The sequence below is a fragment of the Pseudoalteromonas sp. ABV4_021 genome, assembly GCF_056159365.1.
In genome coordinates this window covers 210,309-232,425 of record NZ_JBSWVB010000002.1, presented here as the reverse complement: position 1 = coordinate 232,425, position 22,117 = coordinate 210,309, and the positions used below count along the sequence as shown (strand labels likewise).

The window sequence follows — 22,117 nt, the reverse complement described above, 5'->3', positions numbered from 1 at the left end:
GTCAATAAAAAAGGCTCACAGTTGTGAGCCTTTTTTGTATTTTTACTTAGCTAACCTAATAGGCTAAGTTACTAAGCTAGATTACTTAACCTCAGATCTGCATAAGTATTAAAGCCGAGCCACTTTTATACTCGGCTTTTTAGTCTGAAAGGTATAGGCAATTAATCCAGCCATTAAATTAACCATAAATGAGATGCAGCTGCGGTGCCTTGTGTGGTCTATTTGAGCCATATTTTTCAGCTGGTCGAAAACTGTTTCAATGATGAAACGCTTTGATAACATCGCTCTATCCCAAGTTGATATTGGCTGACGTTTCATATTACTTCGTTGACCTGTAATAAAATCAATGCCTTGCTCAGCAAGTTCCGCTTTTAAGTTTGCAGATACATAACCTTTATCAGCGTATAAACTCCCTGTAACATTAGCGACCATATCTGGTACAGGTTTCCTATCATCAACATTCCCAGCTGTCACTTTTACTGCTAATAAACCACCTTCATCATTCATGATGAGGTGAAGTTTAAAGCCATAAAACCAGCCCATTGTTCCTTTGCCTCGTTTGGCTTCTCCCGCGAAAACTTGGTGGCGAGGAATGCGCATGTTGTGACACACCTTGAGAGAAGTGGAGTCGATAAATGCAATGCCTGTTGGTTTATCGAATCGCTGTTTCAGATAGCTACACAAAGCAGGTAACGTAGTCTGAAGTAGCTTCAACATGCGTGTATAACTAACTAAATCAGGAAAATAATGTCGCCAATACTGACAAACAAATTTGGTGTAGTAAGTTTTAAAGTCGCGATAACCTGATTGATGAAAGGCAATTAATATAGTCATCACTTCGCTGGAGGATAGTCGAGATGGCTTAATGCGTTGCTTTTCCCCTGATTCTATTAGGTGTTTAAGCCATTGAGGTTCAAACAATAAACAAAAATCATCGACATCTACGTAAATTGCATCTAAGTTATTCATGCCCTTGCCTCGGTAATCTTATGTTTCTTGGTCGAAAGATCTGATCACCGCAAGGGCATTTAGTTCCACTTCTTATGTGCAGCTCAGGTTACTTAGTTAAGTCATCAAAAAACTTCTTAACACCATCAAAGAATCCTTGCTCTTTTGGACGATGGCGCGAGCTATCACCGCCCATGCTCTCATCTAATTCACGTAATAATTCTTTTTGACGTTCGTTTAAGTTAACCGGTGTCTCAATAATTACTTTACAGATTAAATCACCAACCACACCACCGCGAACAGACTTAACGCCTTTACCGCGCATACGGAACATTTTATCCGTCTGACATTCTGAAGGAATTTTCAGTTTTGCTCGACCGTCTAGCGTTGGTACTTCAATTTCGCCACCAAGTGCTGCCGTGGTAAAGCTAAGTGGTACTTCACAATATAAATTGCTGCCGTCACGCACAAAAATTGGGTGTTCACGAACCGAAACCTGCACGTATAAGTCACCTGCTGGTGCACCGTGTTGCCCTGCTTCACCTTCACCAGCTAGACGAATACGATCGCCAGTATCAACACCTGCCGGAATTTTCACAGACAGGGTCTTGGTTTTTTCTACGCGACCTTGACCATGACACTTATTACATGGGTCTGAGATAATTTGACCGCTACCATTACACGTCGGACATGTTTGCTGAACAGCAAAGAAGCCTTGGCGCATTTGTACTTGGCCATGACCATGACAGGTACCACATGTTTGTGGCTTAGAGCCTTTCTTCGCGCCAGAGCCATCACACGGTTCACATGACACCCAAGTTGGCACTTTAATTTCAACGTCTTTACCGCGAACAGCTTCTTCTAGACTTAAATCTAGATTGTAGCGTAAGTCAGCACCACGTTGTTGGCGAGATTGACGTCGACCACCACCGCCGCCACCAAAAATATCGCCGAATACATCACCAAAGATATCGCCAAAATCTGCACCGCCGCCAAAGCCACCGTGACCGCCACCACCGCCTTGTTCAAAGGCTGCGTGACCAAATTGGTCGTATGTTTGACGTTTTTGACTATCGCCAAGTATTTCGTATGCTTCTTTTACTTCTTTAAACTTAGCTTCTAAGTCTTTGTCGCCTGCGGTACGATCTGGGTGATACTTCATAGCAAGGCGTTTGTATGCCTTTTTAATATCACGATCGCTAGCGTCTTTTGCAACGCCTAGTACTTCATAATAATCGCGTTTTGACATAATTACTGCTTTCCCCGTTAGTTGGCTAACTGCATTTGCATTGCCCCAGCGGGGTCTTTAGCCTCAAAATTCATAAAACCTTTAGATACACTAAGGGCGCGTCTGAGTCGAAACCCGCGCGCCCTCTTTAAAGTAAATTACTTTTTATCGTCTTTTACTTCTTCAAACTCAGCGTCAACAACGTCGTCATCTTGCTGTGCTTGTTGCTGTTGGCCTGCATCGCCGCCAGCTTGTTGCGCTTGTGCGTTTGCTTGCGCAATTTCCATTAGTTTTTGCGATTTTTCGATAAGCGCTTGCGTTTTCGCTTCGATTTCAGCTTTGTCATCGCCTTTCACTGCTGTTTCTAGCTCTGAAAGTGCTGCTTCAATCGCTGCTTTATCGTCAGCTGGTAGTGCGTCACCAGCTTCTTCGATTTGCTTGCGTGTACCGTGAACCATTGCGTCACCTTGGTTACGCGCTTGTACTAGTTCTTCAAACTTCTTATCTTCTTCTGCGTTTGCTTCCGCGTCACGTACCATTGCATCGATTTCATCATCGCTTAGACCTGAAGAGGCTTGGATTGTGATCTTCTGCTCTTTACCCGTGTCTTTATCTTTCGCAGATACGTGTAAGATACCATCAGCATCAACGTCAAACGTTACTTCAATTTGTGGTGCGCCACGTTGTGCAGGGCGAATACCTTCTAGGTTGAATTGACCTAGTGATTTGTTCGCGCTTGATTGCTTACGCTCACCTTGAAGTACGTGAATTGTTACCGCGCTTTGGTTGTCTTCAGCTGTTGAGAATACTTGTGACTTCTTCGTTGGAATCGTTGTATTCTTCTCGATTAATGCAGTCATTACCTGACCCATTGTCTCGATACCTAGCGAAAGAGGAATAACGTCTAGTAGTAGTACGTCTTTTACGTCACCCGCTAAAACACCACCTTGAACCGCAGCACCCATAGCTACTGCTTCGTCAGGGTTTACATCTTTACGAGGCTCTTTACCGAAGAAATCAGTAACCGCTTTTTGTACTAGTGGCATACGTGTTTGACCGCCCACTAGAATTACATCGTTAACATCGCTAACTGAAAGATCTGCGTCAGCTAGTGCCTTTTTAAGCGGCTCTAGTGATTGTGTTACAAGATCTTCTACTAGTGATTCTAATTTAGCACGTGTTAGTTTAACGTTCATGTGCTTAGGACCAGTCGCATCAGCCGTTACATACGGAAGGTTAACTTCTGTTTGTTGTGCACTTGAAAGTTCAATTTTCGCTTTTTCAGCAGCTTCTTTAACACGCTGCATCGCTAATGGATCAGTTTTTAAATTGATACCTTGCTCTTTGTTGAACTCTTCAACTAAGTAGTTGATAACACGGTTATCGAAATCTTCACCACCTAAGTGTGTATCACCGTTTGTTGCAAGTACTTCAAACGTGTGCTCACCTTCTACTTCATCAATTTCGATGATAGAGATATCGAATGTACCGCCACCTAAGTCATAAACAGCAACAACGTTATCGCCTTGCTTCTTATCCATACCGTATGCAAGTGCAGCAGCAGTTGGTTCGTTGATAATACGCTTAACGTCAAGGCCTGCGATACGGCCTGCGTCTTTAGTCGCTTGACGTTGAGAGTCATTAAAATAAGCAGGAACAGTGATGACTGCACCTGTTACTTCTTCACCTAAGAAATCTTCTGCTGTTTTCTTCATTTTCTTCAGAACTTCAGCTGAAATTTGTGGTGCAGCGCGTTTTTCGCCTTTCGCTTCTACCCATGCATCGCCATTGTCAGCTTTCACAATTTTGAATGGCATGATGTCGATGTCACGCTGTACTTCTTTATCTTCAAAACGGCGACCAATTAAACGCTTAATTGCGAATAATGTATTTGTTGGGTTTGTTACCGCTTGACGCTTTGCAGGCTGACCTACAAGCGTTTCACCTTCATCTGTATATGCGATAATTGATGGGGTTGTACGATCACCCTCTGCATTTTCAATTACGCGTGGCTTATCGCCGTCTAATACTGCAACACATGAGTTTGTTGTGCCTAAGTCGATACCAATAATCTTACCCATGGAACCTCTCCTACTTCTTTAATTCTGTATCAAAAAATGATTAATTCGTTTAGATGGTTACTTAATAGGGGTGGGGTAATGACAATTCAACAGTAAAACGTAAATTTTTTTTAAAATTTTGAAATTTTTTTGCAATGATGGATTTTAATATAACAAGTGGTCATACCACTGTATTTTTGATATAAACAAGCGAGTTACAATAACAAATGAAATCCTTATGCATTTTGATCAATTATTAGACCAAGTTAATTTACGTCTTACCCAGTTAACTTTTCCAGCAAACTGGTGCCAAGGCCGCACAGCCTTCGGTGGTATTTCAGCTGCAATGCTTTATACAGCAATGCGTACATTAATTAATGAAGAACGTACGTTACTGTCTCTCAGCACTAATTTTGTTGGCCCGCTAATAGCCGATGCGCCATTTAATATTGAACTGTCGTTATTACGTGAAGGTAAAAATGCTTCACAAATTGAAGCGCGAATTATTCAAGACGACAAAGTAGCAGTGATTGCCCTAGGATGCTTCGCAATAAAACGTGATTCAAATGTGATTGTTGAAAATAAAGCGACATGCCCGTTGGGGCCAGTTAATGAAGAACAGCTTATTCCTTATATGGAAGGCGTAACTCCCCAATTTTTCCAACATATGAGCTTTAATATTCAAAAAGGTGCAATGCCGTTTTCAAATGCATCGAATGGCGAACTTGCTGGGTGGATGCGTTTAAAAGAAACACCGAGAGACTTAACTGTTGCGCATATCTTGGCGCTGACAGATGCGTGGCCGCCTGCACAATTACAAATGTATGCAAACGTTGCCCCTGCCAGTTCAATGTCTTGGTATATTGAGTTTTTACCTCACCAGCCATTAGCAGCTGACGCTTGGCTTGGTTTTGATGCGTTTACCCATCATAGTCGCGATGGATATGCCTGTGAAGAAGCGAATATTTATAATCAGGCGGGTGAATTGTTAGCAATGAGCCGTCAAACTGTTGCGCTATTTGATTAAGCTAAAAGCGATTATTTAAGCGCCCATTCTATGAGCGCTTAAATGTCATCAATGCTCACCTGATGTAACGCGATTAATCTTATTTGCATTACGACAAAAACAACCTCGCAAAAAACATGTATAAAATTAATTTACCGCTTCAAATCCAGCTTTTAGTTTAATTAACATATCGTCGCTAATTTTAGTATTACATGCGAAATATAAACTCGTTGCTTCTTGTTTAAATTTGAATACCTTGGCTAATTCAGGAGTTGTTTTATCAATTTCACGCTGTGTTTTGTATTGCATTTCGTTCAACACAATGAGATCAAGTACGTGCTTACGCTGCTTCATAATGTGAAACAATCTATCGACATTCTCAATCACTAATAATTGCGCACCTAATTTAAACCCATGCTGTGTTAAATAATGGTGGCTAAAATTGTTTTCTATTACCGCGGTTTTGTATTCTTTTGCGGCGAGGATTGACTCTAATTTAATTTGTTTTTCGGGTAAGGCATAAAAATATGCCGTAAAGTAGCTTAGTTTAGCAACCCACTTAAAATTGGGCTCACGCATAGGTAAACGGGCAAGTGAAAAGATACACGCATTTGAATCGCGTAACACCCCGTTATAAGCGAGTGACCAGCCAAGTACATTTAGCTCATAATCAATATTTGCAGCGCTTAACGCACGATGTACTTTATCAAAGTTGGGCCCAACAAATTTCCCGTGCTCATTGTAATATTGAAAGCCACTTAAATTTTCAGTGAATACCGTCAGTTTACCGAACGCACTAATAGGCATTAAGCATAACAAAACATACAGTGCGGCTAATCGGTTTACCATCTTTACCTTTTTGATAAATCAGGGGGTTTCATACTGTTAAGTGTAAACCCTGTTATTGACTTTAGAAACTATAAAAGCAAAAAAGGTGCCATTTGGCACCTTTTAAATTTACTTACTGTTCATCGCATTTATTAACAAGGCAGAAATTTTGGCTCCCTCTCGCAATGTACTTTCAGACGCTTGTTTACCACTATGTGATGCATCGGTAAATGGCGCAATTTCCATCATATCTGCACCCGTAATTGGAAACTCTTTAGCAAGTGCATTTAAAATTAACATTGCTTCATCTGGTGTCATACCATCGTATTCAGGTGTACCGGTTGCTGCTGCAAATGTTGCATCAAGGGCATCGATGTCAAAACTAACGTAAAGCTCGTCGACATTATCTGCTTTTAATTGTGCAATAACTTGGTCAACTATTGATTGTGCGCCCTGCTCTCTAATCTCGTGCGCCCAATGTTGTTTAACACCAAATGTAGATTCCCAATGTGTTTTATCTTTACCACTTGAGCGAATACCAAACTGAATTAGATGATGAGGCGCCGGTAAAAACTCGAGAATATGTGTACACCAAGAGCCAAAACATAAATCAATACCTAAACGCTCAACAAGTAGGTCAGTGTGTGCATCAAAGTGGATAATCGCAGTACGTTTACCCTGTGCACGTTTTGCCTTTAAGTACGACTTAGTTAATGGGTAACTAATTGAGTGGTCGCCACCAATACCAAAAATCCCTTTATCTGGGAAATTGGCGTAAAAGTCATCACAGACATCTTCGGTAATTGATAATGGGCTTACGTGATAATCGCTGCTTTCATCTTGATAAAGCGCTTTTTGACAGTTTGAAATCGTACCGTCGTTTAAGTATTTATCATGTAGCAGGTGCGGAATAACGCGCACATCACCTAAGTCGAATGTTTTCGCATTTGGTTGTTGTTCCATTAAGGTGCTGCGTAAAAATAGCGGCCCCCAGTTTGCGCCGCGTAAAATGCCACCGCCGCAATCTGAGCTGATGCCTAACGTTACTGCGCTATATTCACTTTGTTCAATAGTTTGCAGGCTATCACGCCACAGCGCATCGATGTTTTCGGTCTGACCATAGATTGACTGGTGCAGCGCTTCTTTTCGCTCTTTTGCCGTGTTAACGGTGAAAACACCGTTACCCGGTGGGCATAAGCAATTTGTTACTTTTTCAATAAATGCGTTTTTAGAGTCGCTCATATTCAGCTCCGAACAAAGCATAATCAGTCATATAATTATGCATAGATTAAAAATTTATTGCTGGAAATACCTTTTGATACCAAATACGCTGATTACAAAGCTTAGCAAGGTATCATTTAATGGTCATTAATTTTTAACTCGTTGTATTTGTTAAAAATTGGTTTATTCGATAAACCCAACAATAATCTACGTGCCCCTTTCTTAGAGGCTTTGCCTTTGAATGTCAAATCAACTACCAAAAACAACCCGTAATCTCCTGAAGATTTATTCAAGCTAAATGCATAGCTTTTCATATAATTATCAAGTTCTAATTTGTAACTAAATGATTTATAATGTGTTCGCTTAACAATTGCATACAATCAGGAAACGTTTAATGGACCTAAACACAGCGCCGCAAACTCGCCGTTCGCAAGTTCAATTCGCAGGTCAAACTGGCCAATTTTTTTCAATCTGGATAGTTAATATAGTGCTTACTGTACTCACCCTCGGCATTTATTCTGCTTGGGCTAAAGTCAGAACACATCGCTACTTTTACAGTAATACCAGTGTCGATGGGCACCAATTTACCTATCTTGCTAATCCGATCCAAATTTTAATTGGCCGCATTATTGCCGTCGTATTATTTGCTATATACGTTGGTAGCGTTCAATTTGTTCCAATTCTTGGCTTATTTATTATGCTAATCGCACTATTTTTAATGCCTTGGGTTATTAACCGCAGCATGCGATTCCAACACCGCATGACAAGCTATCGAAATGTACGTTTTGGTTTTAACGGCAGCTATGGCGAAGCGTTTCTTGTTTTCATTATTTTCCCAATTTTATCGGTATTTACCTTATACCTATTAGTGCCTTGGGTGATGAAGAAAATTAATTCGTATATTTTAAACAACATTACGTATGGTGATCGTAAAGTTGAAGCAACGCTGTCTACAACTGACTACTATGTTGCCGCACTGTTAGTTGTTGCAGTGTCAATTGGTGCCATGTTTGGTTTTGCAATTGTTATCGGTATCGGCGCCGCTATTTTTGGTGCGACTGTTGATATGGCTAATTTAGATTCAGCAGGCATGAGTGCTGCCGCATTTGTAATTGCGCCAATTACTGCGCTGTTGTATATCGGTATGTTTGCGCTTATTACCGGTATTTATCAAGCACGTATTCGTGCACACAACTTTGCTAACAGCGAAATTAAAGACGTTGCTAAATTTGAATCAACGATTACTGAGATGCAATTTGCACGTTTAGTATTCTTTAACTTAATCGCGATTGGTTTGTCACTTGGCTTAGCTTACCCGTGGGCAAAAATTCGTGCTGCACGTTATTTAGCAAACGGTACGTTTGTAGAAATTCATGAGAACGCAGATAACGTGATTGATGATATGACCAGTGAACAATCAGCTATTGGCGAAGAAATCGCAGAAGTATTCGACTTAGATATCGCCATCACCTGATGAGTCAACTAGTCGATGGTAAATTCTATCAAGCTGGCAGCACACGTTCGTGTGCTGTTAAGCTGGTAGTAACAGAATCTCATATCAGTATCATTCAAGACGGTGTTGAATATGGAACCCATGACTTAAGCGCTATTTCGCTGAGTGACGCAATCCCTGGGGTCGCAACCGAAGTTCGCTTTGAAAATGGCGACATGTTTATTCCCGATGACAAATCTTGGCGTGTTCAACGCCAAACTGGTTCATTGCTTAGCACGTTAGAAAGTCATAAAATCAGTGTGTTTGCCAGTATCATTTTAGCGCCGCTACTCATTTATTGGCTTATTATGGTTGCTATGCCTGCACTTGCCGGCAAAAGTGTTGATTGGTTGCCACCAAGTGTGCCGAACTACATGGGTGAGCAAAGTTTTACGATTTTAGAGAAGGCTTTTCTTGAGCCATCTGAACTTGATGAACCCACACAACACCATATCGAACAGCTGTTTTCAAATGCCACAACGGCTTTGAATTTAGACAAGCAGCGCTATCAAATATTTACCTACCGAAGCGCGTACTTTGGTGCTAACGCACTTGCGCTGCCTGACGGTACCGTAATCGTAACCGACGATCTTATTACGCAATTACGCGAATATGATGAAAACAAGTTAGATAGCATGTTAATGGCTATTATTTTGCATGAAATTGGTCATGTTGAAGGTAAGCACGGTATGCGTTTAGTCGCGCAGTCTTTATCAAATGCCATTGTGTTTGCACTGTTATTTGGTGATCTCGAAACCGTAGGCGAGCTATTTGTTGGTGCCAGCTCAACCTTAGTACAAGCTAGCTTTTCACGCGATATGGAAAGTGAAGCTGATGATTTTGCACTTCAACATTTAGCTGAATTAGGTTACTCACCCAATGCCTTTGCCGATGCCATGGATAGCTTTGATGCAAACGGCTCAGGTGATTTTCTTAAATACCTAAGTTCGCACCCTGCTATAAAAGAGCGAATTGAAAAGGCCAAACGCTTCAAATAATAGCTACTGCATAAATGTGTGGCGGTATAGGTATACCTAGTTACCAATATTCTCTAACGGCAATTATTTTACCGTTAGAGAATTCAAATAAACTCACAATATTATTACTTGAACGCGCATACCACTTACCATTAACACGTTGTTGCCAACTGCTCTTTTGCTTAACAAATGCAGCATTTAACGCGAACTCGATATGTGTTATCTCAGTTTTTACATTACGCGTGCGCGTTTGCTTCATGCGTTCGTTAAGTGCACTCAGCCACTGAACTTTGTCTAAATGAATTTGGAAACTTGGTTGATAATATTCGAATTGCGTTGCTGTTAACTGAGATAAGCTTACGATTGTACTTTGCTTATCAATTGAATCATTGAGCGTAATAAACTGTGTTACTTGGGCGCGCATGTCTTTTTCAGAAAGTGGCTCAGCTGACGCATAACAAAATTGCGTAGAAAATAATAACAAGACGATTACGTACCAGTTGCGCAATTGATTACATTCCCAAATTGATTTACTGTTAAAAATTCTACAATAAACAACTTAAACGTTAAGTCAAAGGTTTTGCGATGGCGAAAGAATACCATTCACTTGCAGCATTTTACCCATTTTATTTATCGCAACACACTAACGTTCTGTGTAGAAGATTGCATTTTTGCGGTTCGTTAATTGGCCTATTTTGTTTGCTTTTTGCTGTGCTAAACCAAAACTACTGGTTGATCTTAGCCGGTATTGGCGTTGGCTATCTGTTCGCTTGGATTGGACACTTTGTATTTGAAAAAAACAGGCCAGCCACATTTCAATACCCACTTTATAGTTTTGTATGCGACTGGCTTATGTTTCGCGACATACTGTTGCGACGAATTCCTTGGTAAATGAATTACTTGATTGTGTTGATGTTTTCGTTTTAATTTAAACTTAATAACTGTTTTATCACGTTAATCGGCAGTACTTTTTCAACTTCTGTCGCTAGTTTCTCTATCTGATTATCTTTTTCACTTTCATAGTCAAATCCAGTTGCACCGGTTAACCCCGCCCACTCGAGGAGTTGTGATAAAAAGCGTGGGTTGTCTAGTACACCGTGTAAATACGTCGCTTTTATTTGCCCATCTTGTGATTCATAGCCATCGAATTCACCGTTTGTGAGTTTAAACAATCGTTTTACCGTTGCGGTTTCAATTGTTTTACCTGCATGAATTTCATAGCCTGAAATAGCACTTCCACTCGTTAAGCAATGTGCCTTTGTTTGACTTAAGGTTTTCGCGCCTTGTAAAGTGGTTTCGATTGGCAAGTAATTTAGGCCAGCCATTTCATCTCTATTAGACTCAATATGTTTAGGATCATAAAGTCGTTGACCTAACATTTGCATACCACCACAAATCGCAAATACTTTGCCGCCATAGCGCAAATGACGCGCGATAAATTGCTGCCAATGGTTATCAACAAGAAACGACAAATCACCCATGACACTTTTTGAACCGGGTAAGATAAGTAAGTCGCACTTATCTACCGCGTTTGGCGTACGGGCGTATCTTAGATTGACGTTTGGATGCAATCTTAACACATCAAAATCAGTATGATTGGATATGCGAGGGTAAACCACTGCCGTTATATTAATTGCATTATTTGTGCTTAATATTTGATTGAAATCGAGTGCATCTTCCGGCTCTATATATAACTCAGGTATATAAGGAATTGTAGCAAGTACCGGAATACCTAATTTGTTTTCAAGCCATTGGTTGCCAGGTAACAGTAAGTTTATATCTCCTCTGAATTTATTAATTACAAATCCAACCACTCTGGCTTTTTCTGTATCAGATAACAGTTCATAGGTGCCAACGAGGTGTGCGAATACGCCCCCTTTGTCGATATCGGCAACGATAATTACCGGACAATCTGCCGCTTCTGCAAAGCCCATGTTAGCAATATCACGGTCGCGTAGATTAATCTCTGCAGGCGATCCTGCCCCTTCAACAATCACTGCATCAAACTGCTGCGATAATCGTTGATGTGAATCGAGCACGGCACCCAGTAATTGCGGTTTCATTTGATGATAATCGACCGCATCTGAATTACCAATTGCTTTACCATGCACAATAACTTGCGCGCCAATATCAGAATTTGGTTTTAACAACACCGGATTCATATCAACATGTGGTTCTATTCTAGCCGCATCAGCCTGTACAGCCTGCGCACGACCAATTTCGCCACCCTCTGCGGTAACCGCACTATTAAGCGCCATGTTTTGCGGCTTAAACGGTGCTACTTTGATATTATGGTTGGCTAAAATACGACAAAGCGCCGCAACCAGCACACTTTTCCCAGCGTCTGAGGTTGTGCCTTGAACCATCAATGTGTGCTTGGCTTTCATACAATTCTCTATATATTTTTTGCTGCACACTAACAAATTAACGGACCATTGTCCTTTACAATTTTGCACGCTAATTCAAACTGTTATTAATATTTGCCAAGTTAGAGCATACAGGATGAAAAAAGTATTCCACTTAGGATTAGATAAAGCACAAGTAGAAGGTGCTAAACTCGCTATCGTACCCGGTGATCCAGCACGCGCAGAACGCATTGCGAACGAGCTTGATAACCCTATCGCACTTGCAAAAACACGTGAATATCATGTCTTTTTGGCCTATATCAAACAGCAGCCAGTAATCGTATGTTCTACTGGTATTGGTGGCCCAAGTACATCAATCGCAGTTGAAGAACTCGCACAGCTAGGAATTAAAACGTTTTTACGCGTTGGTACAACGGGCGCAATTCAGCCAAACATTAACGAAGGTGATTTATTAATTAGCCATGCATCTGTTCGTTTAGATGGTGCAAGCCAACATTTTGCGCCAATTCAATACCCAGCCGTTGCCGATTTCTTTGCAACTAATGCGATGGTAAGCGCATGTGACGAATTAGGTGCAGCCTATCACTTGGGTATAACGGCTTCATCAGATACCTTCTACCCAGGACAAGAGCGCTACGATACTTACTCAGGCTATGTGACAAAAGCGTTTCAAGGTAGCTTTGATGAATGGCAAAAACTTGGCGTTATGAACTACGAAATGGAATCAGCAACGTTATTTACGATGTGTTCTGCGCTAGGCCTAAAGGCTGCCTGTGTTGCCGGTGTACTAGTTAATAGAACGAAAAGTGAAATTCCTGATGTTGACCATCAAGTTGTTGAAAAGAAAGCCGTTAGCGCCGTAATTAAAGCCGCTGAATTATTGGTTTAGTCTAAAATTAATACACCATAAAATTGAGGAAGTGGTTAGACTTCCTCAATTGTTACCTTAATATTACTACCAAGACTCATCGCTACCGCATTAGCAACACCTAATTGATTTGCTTTTCCTTTTGTTTGTTTAATCACTATTTCACTTATTCCTTGTAACCCGCTTTCTCGATTATGTAACTGCACTTGATTGAGTGCTGCTTGTAAAGGCGATAAGCTCGGACTGTACGCTGCATTTTCAAGGTAAACGCCAAAGTACTTGTGACCATTCACATTCTGTATTTGACAGGCAGAAAAATTACCAGAATATGGCGCATAGCTTTGCTTAACATACTTATTTAAGTCGCGACATGGTGCTAAAGATTGACTAAACAATGGCGTATGGTTATCTAAATCACTTGGGCCAAATGCGTCTGGCAAGTATTGCTGTATGGTTTTCTCAACACCGTGCACATTTATTAGCGGTTGCTTGTCTAACTGAATTTCATTAATAAACTGACGACAATAGCCACAAGGTGAAGCATTAATCACGAGCTTTTCAATTGCTTCAACCCCATGTAACAGTGCGTTATGAATAGCACTTTGTTCAGCATGAACGACCAAACTCAAGGCTTGATGGGAAAACTCTAAATTAGCGCCGAAAAATAAGCGCCCTTCACCGCTGCTCTCAATCGCCAAGGCTGCCACTTTAAACTGTGAAACCGGCGCAATTGCGTATTCAGACACCCATTTTAATAACGCGTCAAAGAATGATTGCTCGCTATCGAACTGAGATTTAAGTGAAATGAGTTCTTGATGAGTTAAGTAAGACTTATTCTTGGTGTAATCCGATAACACCGTTTCAAAATTATTATTCGCTTGCATATTTAATGAAAACTCAAAACATGGCAGTTCACACTACTGGTATTGTAAATAAAATACTAAGGTCAATTGTCCGCTTTTCATAATAAATCGATATTTTTACGTTAAGAATCAATAGAAATTTAAATCACGTCTTCGCCGTTAGGGGCATCTGTATAGGTGACAAACAATTTGCCATACTTTGACCGAACTCAATGATTATAAAGATTTATTTTTCAAGGTATGCTAGAGTTCATGGGTAAAATAAAAACTGGTAACGGCGCGTTCATAAACTATACTTGCTTAATGTTAACGTATGGAATTTGCGAAAGCCGTGCAGGATTAAAAAGTGCAAATGATGAAAACTGTCTCCCGCGTTGCGTTATTCACAACTGGGTTTATTGTCGCTATATATTTAGTATTAGCTTTGTCTCTCACGCAAGGTGTTGCATTATCACACCATGAGGATTCTCCGGTAAATACGGTCGATCTTAACCCCAACGAACTCGATGCAGATCAACCCAGTATTTTCTCCTCGCTATTTAGTTATATTGATATTATTAGCAGTGATGGTGAGTTATATGTGCAGCTCGAAAGCACTGAGCAGCATGTAGTTGCCGTGCCGCTTAGTAAAATGTTCAGTGACATGTTGTTATTTTCCAATCTACCGCTGCTCATTTTATTAGGCTTCGCAATTTTAATGCCGTTCGTCATCACCTCCAAAAAGCAAAAGTCACTGAATAAAGCGATTTCAATTCTTAATAACAAAACCGATAACCTGCTTAGCGCGTTTAATTTGGATTTACCAAAGTATGAAACAGAGAATAACCTAGCACGCCTAAACCATTCTATTAGCTCACTCACCGAAGCCGTTGAACGTTATATAAAAGACACCGAAACCAGCATATTTCAAGATAAGCTTACTGGACTAGCGGACCGACACGCATATTTAGCGCATTTAAAAGAGCAGCTAACTTATGCAGAGCAAGCCACAAAAAAACAAGCGTTACTGTTTATTGACCTCGACGGGTTTAAACAAGTTAACGACTCCTTTGGTCATAGTTTTGGCGATGAAGTGCTCATTCAAGTTGCAGAACGTTTGCGCATAATAGTAAGAAATCACAACTTATCATCTCAACACCCAATCAATGGCATAGAACAAAATTTATCGCGCTTAGGCGGTGATGAGTTTTCAATATTTATCAGTGATCTACTTGAACCATCACTGGCTGTTAACGTTGCCCAGAATGTATTACATGAAATTGAACGTGATTTTGTTTTAGGCAATAAAGTAGTAAAAATTGGTGCGAGTATTGGCATTGCTATCTACCCTGATAGCGCTTCAAGTCCCTTCGCCCTTTTACAAATGGCCGATGTAGCTATGTATCGTGCCAAAACTGACGGACGCGGTATATTCCGCGTCTACTCACCTGAAATGGGCAGTAAAATGCGACGCTATCATTACTTGCTTGAAGAAATGCGCCTCGCGCTAGGTAGTAATAACTTCTCGTTATCATTTCAACCAATTGTGCATGTTGATGACTGCAGCATAGATTATTTTGAATGTTTAGTCAGATGGCATCACCCTGTTGAAGGGACAATAACGCCCACTGAATTCATACCGATTGCTGAAGAGTCTAATTTAATTCTCGAACTTGGCGATTGGATTTTATTTGAAGCGTGCCGCCAAATGTCAGCGTGGTACAACGCGGGTATGACCAAGGTACGCATTTCTGTCAATATATCAGGCGTTCAGTTAAAACACCGTAAACTCTACGATTGGGTAATAGAAACCATCGAAAAAGCAGGGTTACCGCCAAAAGCGCTAATGTTGGAAATCACTGAGTCGTGTTTTATAGAAGCTTCACGTGAAACGACTGAAAGCCTACAAAAACTAAGACATCAAGGCATAACTATCGCAATAGATGACTTTGGTACAGGCTTTAGTTCATTGTGCACTCTCGCTGAATTACCTGTCGATGTTATTAAAATTGATAAATTATTCATTGATCAGGCGAATGATAATCCGAAATATAATAAAATACTTAATTCCATTAGTGAGCTGGGTAAAGATCTTAACCTTAAAGTGGTAGCTGAAGGCGTTGAATGTGCCGAGCAATTTGAACTCGTTAGAAAAATGGGTATTCAATGTGTGCAAGGGTATTTAGTATCAAAACCAGAAACTTCAAATAACGTTGGCACCAAGGTATTGCGTACTAATTTAAATCATATCGCTGCGACAGGTACCAATATATGGCTACCGGAAAACGAACCAATGTCGCGACATAAACTTCATTCCGTAAAGTAGGGAAATCAAAAAAATGAAACACATACTAAAAATAATCACGATCTGCCTCGTATTTACAAGCTGTTTAGTTAAAGCCGACTTACAACAGGCTATTGATGCTGCGAATGAAGGGGATTTTGAAACGGCACTATTTCATTTTAATTACTTAGTCGAAAATAATTATGGTCCTGCCATGTACCACTTAGGCCAAATGCACGAATTTGGTTATGGTTTACCACGTAATCCCAAAAAAGCGGCAGAATTATATGCTAAAGGCGTAAAACTAGGTGAAGCCGATGCGATGTTTGCACTTGCAACCTTATATCAAGACGGCAAAGGCGTTAAAAAAGACCTGCAAAAAGCCGTTTCGCTTTACGAGAGTTCAGCAAAAAAAGGGCTGGCTGCAGCGCAATTTAATTTAGGTGTCATGTATGCCAACGGCACCGGTGTGATTCAAGACTTTTATGCGGCAAAAGACTGGTACACAAAAGCAGCCGCGCAAAACTATGCGGCGGCGCAATTTAATCTCGCACTACTTTATTTTGAAGGCCAAGGTGTGGATAAAAATATTGAAATGTCGTTCATTTGGAACACAGTCGCTGAATTTAATGGCCATAAAGATGCCAGCCACAGTCGTAAACTTGATGAGCGAAAAATGTCACCATCGCAAGTAAAAGAAGCATCTGAAAAAGCGAATGAGCTGTATCAAAAAATCCTTGCGGGTAAATACTACGGTGACGACCGTCGTATCTAATTGCAATTTATCACAAGTACAGGCATGGTTCTTAATTTAAGGACCGCCTGTGCTTAACTTCATACTTTTCCTCATTATTTGTGCATTAATTACACTTATTATTAAATCTTCAGTTCAAAATGCTAAACGCGCCAAGATAAACATTGAGTCACAACACGCGTTTTTATCAGAAAACAAAAAACGTAGCGAAGTCATTGAAACTGCGTCAGGCCTGCAATATGAAGTGCTCAGACCATGTAACTCAGGTGAACAGCCCTCAATGCAATCAAAGGTGACTTGTCATTATCACGGTACATTACTTGATGGTACGGTATTCGATTCTTCAGTTGAACGTAACACCCCCCTATCTTTTAAACTAAACCAAGTGATCCCAGGTTGGACTGAAGTGTTACAACACATGAAATGTGGCGAAAAAGTAAAAGCCTTTATTCCTTATAACTTAGCATATGGTAAGCGTGCTGTTGGAAAAATTCCGCCAGCATCACTACTCGTATTTGAAATTGAACTTATCGCGATAGACAAATAAACGCATTTACACTGAAACTTACAGCGCTACACACCGTAATAGGCTATTAATCGAAGCGCAATCCCAGGTTCATCGTCAAAATCGTAGCGCTCTCTGAACTCAACAAATGGTTCAACTTCAAAAAATAACCAATGTTCAAAAAAACGGGTTCGCCAACGATAAGATGCATAATAGCTTCGCTCGCCGCTGAAACTATCTTTTAACCACACACCCGTTACACCAGCTTGATCATTGTTATAAGTATGACTGTGGAATATACCAAGCGAAACACGATTAGTCGGTTCACTTTCAACATAGCGGGTGTTAAATGCGAAGTTTAGAGTCTGGTCGCTCTCTATTTGTCTATCAAGTCGTGTATTAACACGCCCTCCCCAACCATCTTCAAGGTAATATTCAATGCTTGGCGAAACGCTAAAGCGCCACTTTTCAATTTTTTGCTGATATTTAAGACGGCTTTGTGCATAAAGATTCGAGCGGCTAACACCGATTCTATGTTCAATGTTTAACCTCTGTTTTTGCAACATATACCAGTTTAATGCTGCGTTAACATGATTATCTTGATCTTGCCCCGATATACTTTGAAAAGGCAGTCGGTCTTCTTCTGCTTCGTCATTATCGATAATAACGCTTAGCTTGTTTTCTAAATTAGGTAAATCGAGTGAGACTTTAAATTGATTATCAAAATCCGATAAATCTCTTGCTCTTGGCGCAAAACCGAGTGAAACATAGCCCTTTGCCGTAGCGCGTGTTTTTTCGCTGCCTTCACTTACCAATAATTGGTCAAGCCACTGCGCCGAATTTTGCATATGGGTATTAAGCTGGCTTTGTAAAAACGTTGCGCTATCCGTAACCGTTTTTTTTACTTCCAGTGTCAATGGGGGTTTTGCTGACTTTTCTGAGGAGTTAGAGATACTCGCTTGAGATAGGAAAGGGACTACTAATAACGTCAGAATAGATAATCGACGACAATAATTTAATAACACTCCCTCTCCTTATTGGGACCTTAGCTTATCGCCTCTTTTGGTGCCTTAAAGTACTTATAAAGACCAATTAGTGACGCTGCTATCCAAAACAATTCAATTACAAAACTTGCTAAATTGAAATTATAACAGAGACTTATAAGTAATAAAATTGCACCAGATAGATTCATCATGTTGTAACCTATACCCGTTGGTTTTACTTTCTCTAACTGTAGTAAAAAGAACGCACCGACGACAAGAAACGTACCGGTCATACCGATAATATCAAAAATTATTGAGATCAATTGAAAACTCCAAGCTTTAGCGCCCAAATTTGCTGGCCCTTTCCGTGGGGAGGGCGATTTCCATCCATGAAACAGCTTGTAGTTGAGGCAAATCCTCAAACCGAATAATTTTATCTTACCGGTGAGCCGTTACCATGACATATGTCCCCTATTATTGCTTATTTGCATTAATCTATTTTGGCCTTACCACCAATGATTTTATATGCAGCGGCTCCACGAATAATCTGCTCACGGGCAAATATTTGATTGCAATTTGGGCAGTGACATGCGTTTTCACAGTAATTTACCGCTACCCGCTCTTTAAAACACTTAACTAACGCGCCTTTACCATTTTTGTGATATTTAAATAGCTTAGCGCCACAACCAACACACACTATTTTAACCACGCGCTCAGGTAATTTTTTGTTCGGTTTAGCCATAATGTTCGGTTTTAGTCAGTTGCGGTTTTTTTTGCAGTTTACGTTGTAATGTTCTTCTATGCATACCGAGTTGTCGTGCTGTTTCAGATACGTTTCCATTATTGATTTTTAATACCTGATTAATGTGTTCCCATTCTAGTTGCTCGCTCGAAATTGGTGTTTCATCAAATGCTATTTCGGCTTTTTCTCCTGTTAACGCAGCAACAACGGATTTAGTATCTGTAGGTTTTGCTAAATAATCATTAGCGCCTAATCGTATCGCTTCTACCGCAGTTGCAATGCTGGCAAAGCCAGTTAGTAATACAATTTTGCAATTAGGTAACAATGCCCTTAGCGGTTTAATTAATGGCAGACTAATTTGCGCGCCAAGTTTCATATCAAGCAGGATGTATTCTGGCAAGTACTGTCTTGCCTTAATCAACACCTCGTCAGCATGAGTGACGTGCTCTACATTAAATCCGTGTTTGCTCATACGCCTGGCAAGTGTTTGACCGTATGCATTATCGTCTTCAATAATTAGTAATTTCATAGTAATGGCAACCTTACACTTACTTTTGCGCCAACATCTTGATTATTCGCAATAATCAATTTACCGCCCAATTTGTTTACAGTGGTATTAGATAAAAAGAGCGCTATGCCCATACCTTTTTGACTTTTGATTGTTTCGTGTCCTAATGAATCAAGTAGATCTAAATCAAAGCCAGCGCCTGCGTCTTCAATGTCTATATTCAATTGACCGTCTATTTCATCGACATTGATTTCGATTTGATTACGTTGAGTTTGTCTGTTCGCATCGACAGCGTTTTGCACTAAGTTAATCAGCGCTGAAAGTAATAAACTATCAGAGCTGATTTTACTTGATGTTGAGGCTGAATTCGTTAGCACAATTTGCTGCTCTGGAAAGTGCAATAAACACGCATCATAAAACTCATTAATTACCGTATTAACACATTTTTCCTTTATTTTATTTTCTTTAATTTGGCTTGCGTAATCACGAAAATATGCCAATTGTTCAGTACATTGAGTCAGTGGCTGCGCCATTTCATTTATAAGTGAATTGTTTTCACCGATTTCATCGAGTAAATCTTCATAAATCATTTGAAGGTTGGCAATCGGTGTTGCCAAATGGTGTGTGACTTGTGCAGCAGCTGTACCTAGAGCCATTAATTGTTCACTACGTAACGTTTCTTCGCGCTGAATTGCCATCTGGCGCTCTTTATTGGCATTGGCTTTCACCAAGGCACTAATTGTGGTGGTAACAACCAGCGCGGACAATACAAAATTAATCCACATTCCTAAAAAATGCTCTTGCATATCCATATGATGCATCGTGTGTTTTGGCATATTGAACACCAATAATGTATAAAAGCTAACAGCGGTAAGCGAGCACACAGCAAGCCAGCGAAGCGGCAAACACACAGCAGCAATGATAAGCGGCAGTAACAATAACGAAACAAACGCGTTGGTTGCCCCACCACTATAAAGTAATAGCAAACTCAAAAACGAAATATCAGCCAATATTTGCAGTGCCAACGCAAAATTAGTCGCATTAAGACGCGAAAAATAAACAATACTTGCTAAGTGGAACAGGGTTTCAAACGCAATAACCAGCAGTAGTACACCAACGTAATCATTTTTGCTAACCGAAAAATGCAGCACAATAACGCTAATAAGCTGAATAGCAATAGACACCGTCCGTAAGAATAACAATCGGCTGATCGGTTTTCGATAAGCAAGCGCAGGTTCAGCACTTAGAAATTTAGCAAGCAAAGTCATAACTAACTCGTTTAAACAAAGACAAAACGCACTGTATCTGGTATAACCAGTTCAACACACAAAGAAATCACAATAAGGGTTGCTAATGAAGTATGCCAAAATTACCGGTTGGGGAAAATGCATTCCGCCAGTAAAACTGACAAATGATGATCTAAGCCAAATTATGGACACCAACGATGAATGGATCACCACACGTACAGGTATAAAAGAAAGGCGCATCTCTCATCAAAGTACCGCAGACCTTGCGACTATCGCAGCAAAAAACGCGCTAGATTGTGCTGGCATCAAAAATGCAGACGAAATAGATTTAGTACTTTTAGCAACCTGCTCTCCGTCTACCATGGTTGCAAACACGGCATCAGAAGTTCAAAAAAACCTAAATGCAACGGGTGCCGCTGCATGTGATTTAAACGCGGCATGCTCAGGCTTTTTGTACGCATTACAAAACGCAACCGCACAAATTCAATCAGGCATGATTAAAAAAGCGGTTGTCATAGGCGCTGAACGTATGACTTGGTATGTTAATTGGCAACGTCGCGATAGCGGTGTACTTTTTGGTGATGGCGCCGGTGCTGTGGTGCTTGAGGCAAGCGATGATAAAACAGGCCTTCTTGGCACTAAGACAGGTTGCGACAGCGAAGATAGAGAAATTCTACACATTACAAATTCAGGTACCAACACCGATAAATATCAGCCAGTTGGCCCGTCTGATCTATTATTCGAAGGTCGCGAAATATTTAAGCGAGCGGTAAAAGGTATGACGACTGCAGTTGATGATGTATTAACGCAAGTTGGTAGCGAGATTTCTGACATTGATGTACTTATTCCACACCAAGCAAACCTACGCATCATTCAAGCAATTCAATCTAAAGTGAATTTACCCGATGACGCAGTAATGGTGAACATTGATAAATACGGCAATACCTCAGCCGCGACAATTCCTATTGCGATTTGTGAAGCAGTTGAAAATGGCCTGATTAAAGAAAACAGCCGCGTAATTTCTGCCGCATTTGGTGCGGGCCTAACATGGGCTGCAAGTTTTATTCAATGGGGTGAGCGCGTAACCCCGATTATTCCACCAAGCCATACGTTAACCGCTTGCGATAAAAGCGGGCTAGAACTAATCGCCGATGCGGTAAAACACTGTCAATAGCCTTTCTTTAAGCCCGTGTTTATACGGGCTTTCTTATTTGCAAAATTACCTTTTAACACTACGCTTTAAATAGTGATATATGCG

Annotated in this window: 22 protein-coding genes; 9 read left to right on the top strand and 13 right to left on the bottom strand. The window is 40.5% G+C overall.

What is annotated here, in order from left to right:
- Nucleotides 1–108: 108 nt before the first annotated feature.
- The 3 genes from ACXAFE_RS15395 to dnaK all read right to left on the bottom strand — a co-directional run bounded on the left by ACXAFE_RS15395 (nt 109) and on the right by dnaK (nt 4,257).
- A complete protein-coding gene (locus ACXAFE_RS15395) occupies nt 109–969 on the bottom strand; it encodes an IS982 family transposase (protein ID WP_475151756.1) in 861 nt (286 codons plus the stop codon).
- A gap of 88 nt (nt 970–1,057) precedes the next feature.
- The gene (gene dnaJ, locus ACXAFE_RS15390; protein WP_475154225.1) at nt 1,058–2,197 is read right to left on the bottom strand and encodes a molecular chaperone DnaJ; all 1,140 of its coding nucleotides are present in this window, start codon (nt 2,195–2,197) and stop codon (nt 1,058–1,060) included.
- A 137-nt stretch (nt 2,198–2,334) separates the two neighbouring features.
- The gene (gene dnaK, locus ACXAFE_RS15385; RefSeq protein WP_475154222.1) at nt 2,335–4,257 is read right to left on the bottom strand and encodes a molecular chaperone DnaK; all 1,923 of its coding nucleotides are present in this window, start codon (nt 4,255–4,257) and stop codon (nt 2,335–2,337) included.
- Nucleotides 4,258–4,474: 217 nt separating this feature from the next.
- On the opposite strand from dnaK, the gene ACXAFE_RS15380 reads away from it, so the two are divergent.
- Complete coding sequence (locus tag ACXAFE_RS15380; RefSeq protein ID WP_475154218.1) at nt 4,475–5,263, top strand: thioesterase family protein; 789 nt, start codon at nt 4,475–4,477, stop codon at nt 5,261–5,263.
- 126 nt (nt 5,264–5,389) lie between these two features.
- On the opposite strand, the gene ACXAFE_RS15375 is transcribed toward ACXAFE_RS15380, so the two are convergent.
- Nucleotides 5,390–6,091: an amino acid ABC transporter substrate-binding protein gene (locus ACXAFE_RS15375; protein WP_475154215.1), complete on the bottom strand. Its 702-nt coding sequence runs from the start codon at nt 6,089–6,091 to the stop codon at nt 5,390–5,392.
- A 108-nt stretch (nt 6,092–6,199) separates the two neighbouring features.
- A complete protein-coding gene (locus ACXAFE_RS15370; RefSeq protein ID WP_475154212.1) occupies nt 6,200–7,312 on the bottom strand; it encodes an arginase family protein in 1,113 nt (370 codons plus the stop codon).
- Between the two features lie 373 nt (nt 7,313–7,685).
- On the opposite strand from ACXAFE_RS15370, the gene ACXAFE_RS15365 reads away from it, so the two are divergent.
- Nucleotides 7,686–8,765, top strand: coding sequence for a YjgN family protein (locus ACXAFE_RS15365; RefSeq protein WP_475154209.1), 1,080 nt, complete (start codon nt 7,686–7,688; stop codon nt 8,763–8,765).
- Complete coding sequence (locus ACXAFE_RS15360) at nt 8,765–9,781, top strand: M48 family metallopeptidase (protein WP_475154207.1); 1,017 nt, start codon at nt 8,765–8,767, stop codon at nt 9,779–9,781. Before ACXAFE_RS15365 ends, ACXAFE_RS15360 begins: the two co-directional genes overlap by 1 nt.
- Nucleotides 9,782–9,821: 40 nt before the next feature.
- Here ACXAFE_RS15360 and ACXAFE_RS15355 read toward each other — a convergent pair whose 3' ends face one another.
- Nucleotides 9,822–10,244 (bottom strand): nuclear transport factor 2-like protein, encoded by a 423-nt coding sequence (locus ACXAFE_RS15355; RefSeq protein ID WP_475154205.1) that lies wholly within the window; start codon nt 10,242–10,244, stop codon nt 9,822–9,824.
- A gap of 101 nt (nt 10,245–10,345) precedes the next feature.
- Between ACXAFE_RS15355 and ACXAFE_RS15350 the strand changes: the two genes are divergently transcribed.
- The gene (locus tag ACXAFE_RS15350; protein ID WP_054978798.1) at nt 10,346–10,651 is read left to right on the top strand and encodes an Mpo1-like protein; all 306 of its coding nucleotides are present in this window, start codon (nt 10,346–10,348) and stop codon (nt 10,649–10,651) included.
- Between the two features lie 32 nt (nt 10,652–10,683).
- Here the strand turns inward: ACXAFE_RS15350 and ACXAFE_RS15345 are convergent, their stop codons facing one another.
- Nucleotides 10,684–12,147 (bottom strand): cobyric acid synthase, encoded by a 1,464-nt coding sequence (locus tag ACXAFE_RS15345; protein WP_475154201.1) that lies wholly within the window; start codon nt 12,145–12,147, stop codon nt 10,684–10,686.
- Nucleotides 12,148–12,262: 115 nt separating this feature from the next.
- Here ACXAFE_RS15345 and udp point away from each other — a divergent pair, with 115 nt between their 5' ends.
- Nucleotides 12,263–13,015 (top strand): uridine phosphorylase, encoded by a 753-nt coding sequence (gene udp / locus ACXAFE_RS15340; protein WP_475154199.1) that lies wholly within the window; start codon nt 12,263–12,265, stop codon nt 13,013–13,015.
- A 35-nt stretch (nt 13,016–13,050) separates the two neighbouring features.
- Here the strand turns inward: udp and cdd are convergent, their stop codons facing one another.
- The gene (cdd, locus tag ACXAFE_RS15335) at nt 13,051–13,878 is read right to left on the bottom strand and encodes a cytidine deaminase (RefSeq protein ID WP_475154195.1); all 828 of its coding nucleotides are present in this window, start codon (nt 13,876–13,878) and stop codon (nt 13,051–13,053) included.
- 334 nt (nt 13,879–14,212) lie between these two features.
- On the opposite strand from cdd, the gene ACXAFE_RS15330 reads away from it, so the two are divergent.
- The 3 genes from ACXAFE_RS15330 to ACXAFE_RS15320 are packed head-to-tail and all read left to right on the top strand — an operon-like array spanning nt 14,213 to nt 17,421.
- Nucleotides 14,213–16,162 (top strand): putative bifunctional diguanylate cyclase/phosphodiesterase, encoded by a 1,950-nt coding sequence (locus tag ACXAFE_RS15330; protein ID WP_475154190.1) that lies wholly within the window; start codon nt 14,213–14,215, stop codon nt 16,160–16,162.
- 13 nt (nt 16,163–16,175) lie between these two features.
- Entirely contained in the window at nt 16,176–16,895 is a 720-nt protein-coding gene (locus ACXAFE_RS15325; protein WP_475154187.1) for a tetratricopeptide repeat protein, read from the top strand.
- A 49-nt stretch (nt 16,896–16,944) separates the two neighbouring features.
- A complete protein-coding gene (locus ACXAFE_RS15320; protein ID WP_475154185.1) occupies nt 16,945–17,421 on the top strand; it encodes an FKBP-type peptidyl-prolyl cis-trans isomerase in 477 nt (158 codons plus the stop codon).
- Between the two features lie 26 nt (nt 17,422–17,447).
- Here the strand turns inward: ACXAFE_RS15320 and ACXAFE_RS15315 are convergent, their stop codons facing one another.
- The 5 genes from ACXAFE_RS15315 to ACXAFE_RS15295 form a co-directional block, all read right to left on the bottom strand.
- The gene (locus tag ACXAFE_RS15315; RefSeq protein WP_475154184.1) at nt 17,448–18,404 is read right to left on the bottom strand and encodes a hypothetical protein; all 957 of its coding nucleotides are present in this window, start codon (nt 18,402–18,404) and stop codon (nt 17,448–17,450) included.
- Between the two features lie 20 nt (nt 18,405–18,424).
- Nucleotides 18,425–18,685, bottom strand: coding sequence for a CBU_0592 family membrane protein (locus ACXAFE_RS15310; protein WP_054978850.1), 261 nt, complete (start codon nt 18,683–18,685; stop codon nt 18,425–18,427).
- A gap of 167 nt (nt 18,686–18,852) precedes the next feature.
- Nucleotides 18,853–19,104: a hypothetical protein gene (locus tag ACXAFE_RS15305; protein WP_475154181.1), complete on the bottom strand. Its 252-nt coding sequence runs from the start codon at nt 19,102–19,104 to the stop codon at nt 18,853–18,855.
- Nucleotides 19,097–19,633: a response regulator transcription factor gene (locus tag ACXAFE_RS15300; protein ID WP_475154179.1), complete on the bottom strand. Its 537-nt coding sequence runs from the start codon at nt 19,631–19,633 to the stop codon at nt 19,097–19,099. Before ACXAFE_RS15300 ends, ACXAFE_RS15305 begins: the two co-directional genes overlap by 8 nt.
- On the bottom strand, nt 19,630–20,880 hold the full coding sequence (locus tag ACXAFE_RS15295; RefSeq protein ID WP_475154174.1) for an ATP-binding protein: 1,251 nt from the start codon (nt 20,878–20,880) through the stop codon (nt 19,630–19,632). The genes ACXAFE_RS15300 and ACXAFE_RS15295 overlap by 4 nt, the downstream gene beginning before the upstream one ends.
- Nucleotides 20,881–20,965: 85 nt before the next feature.
- Here ACXAFE_RS15295 and ACXAFE_RS15290 point away from each other — a divergent pair, with 85 nt between their 5' ends.
- Nucleotides 20,966–22,033 (top strand): beta-ketoacyl-ACP synthase 3, encoded by a 1,068-nt coding sequence (locus ACXAFE_RS15290; protein WP_475154171.1) that lies wholly within the window; start codon nt 20,966–20,968, stop codon nt 22,031–22,033.
- The last annotated feature ends 84 nt before the right edge of the window (nt 22,034–22,117 follow it).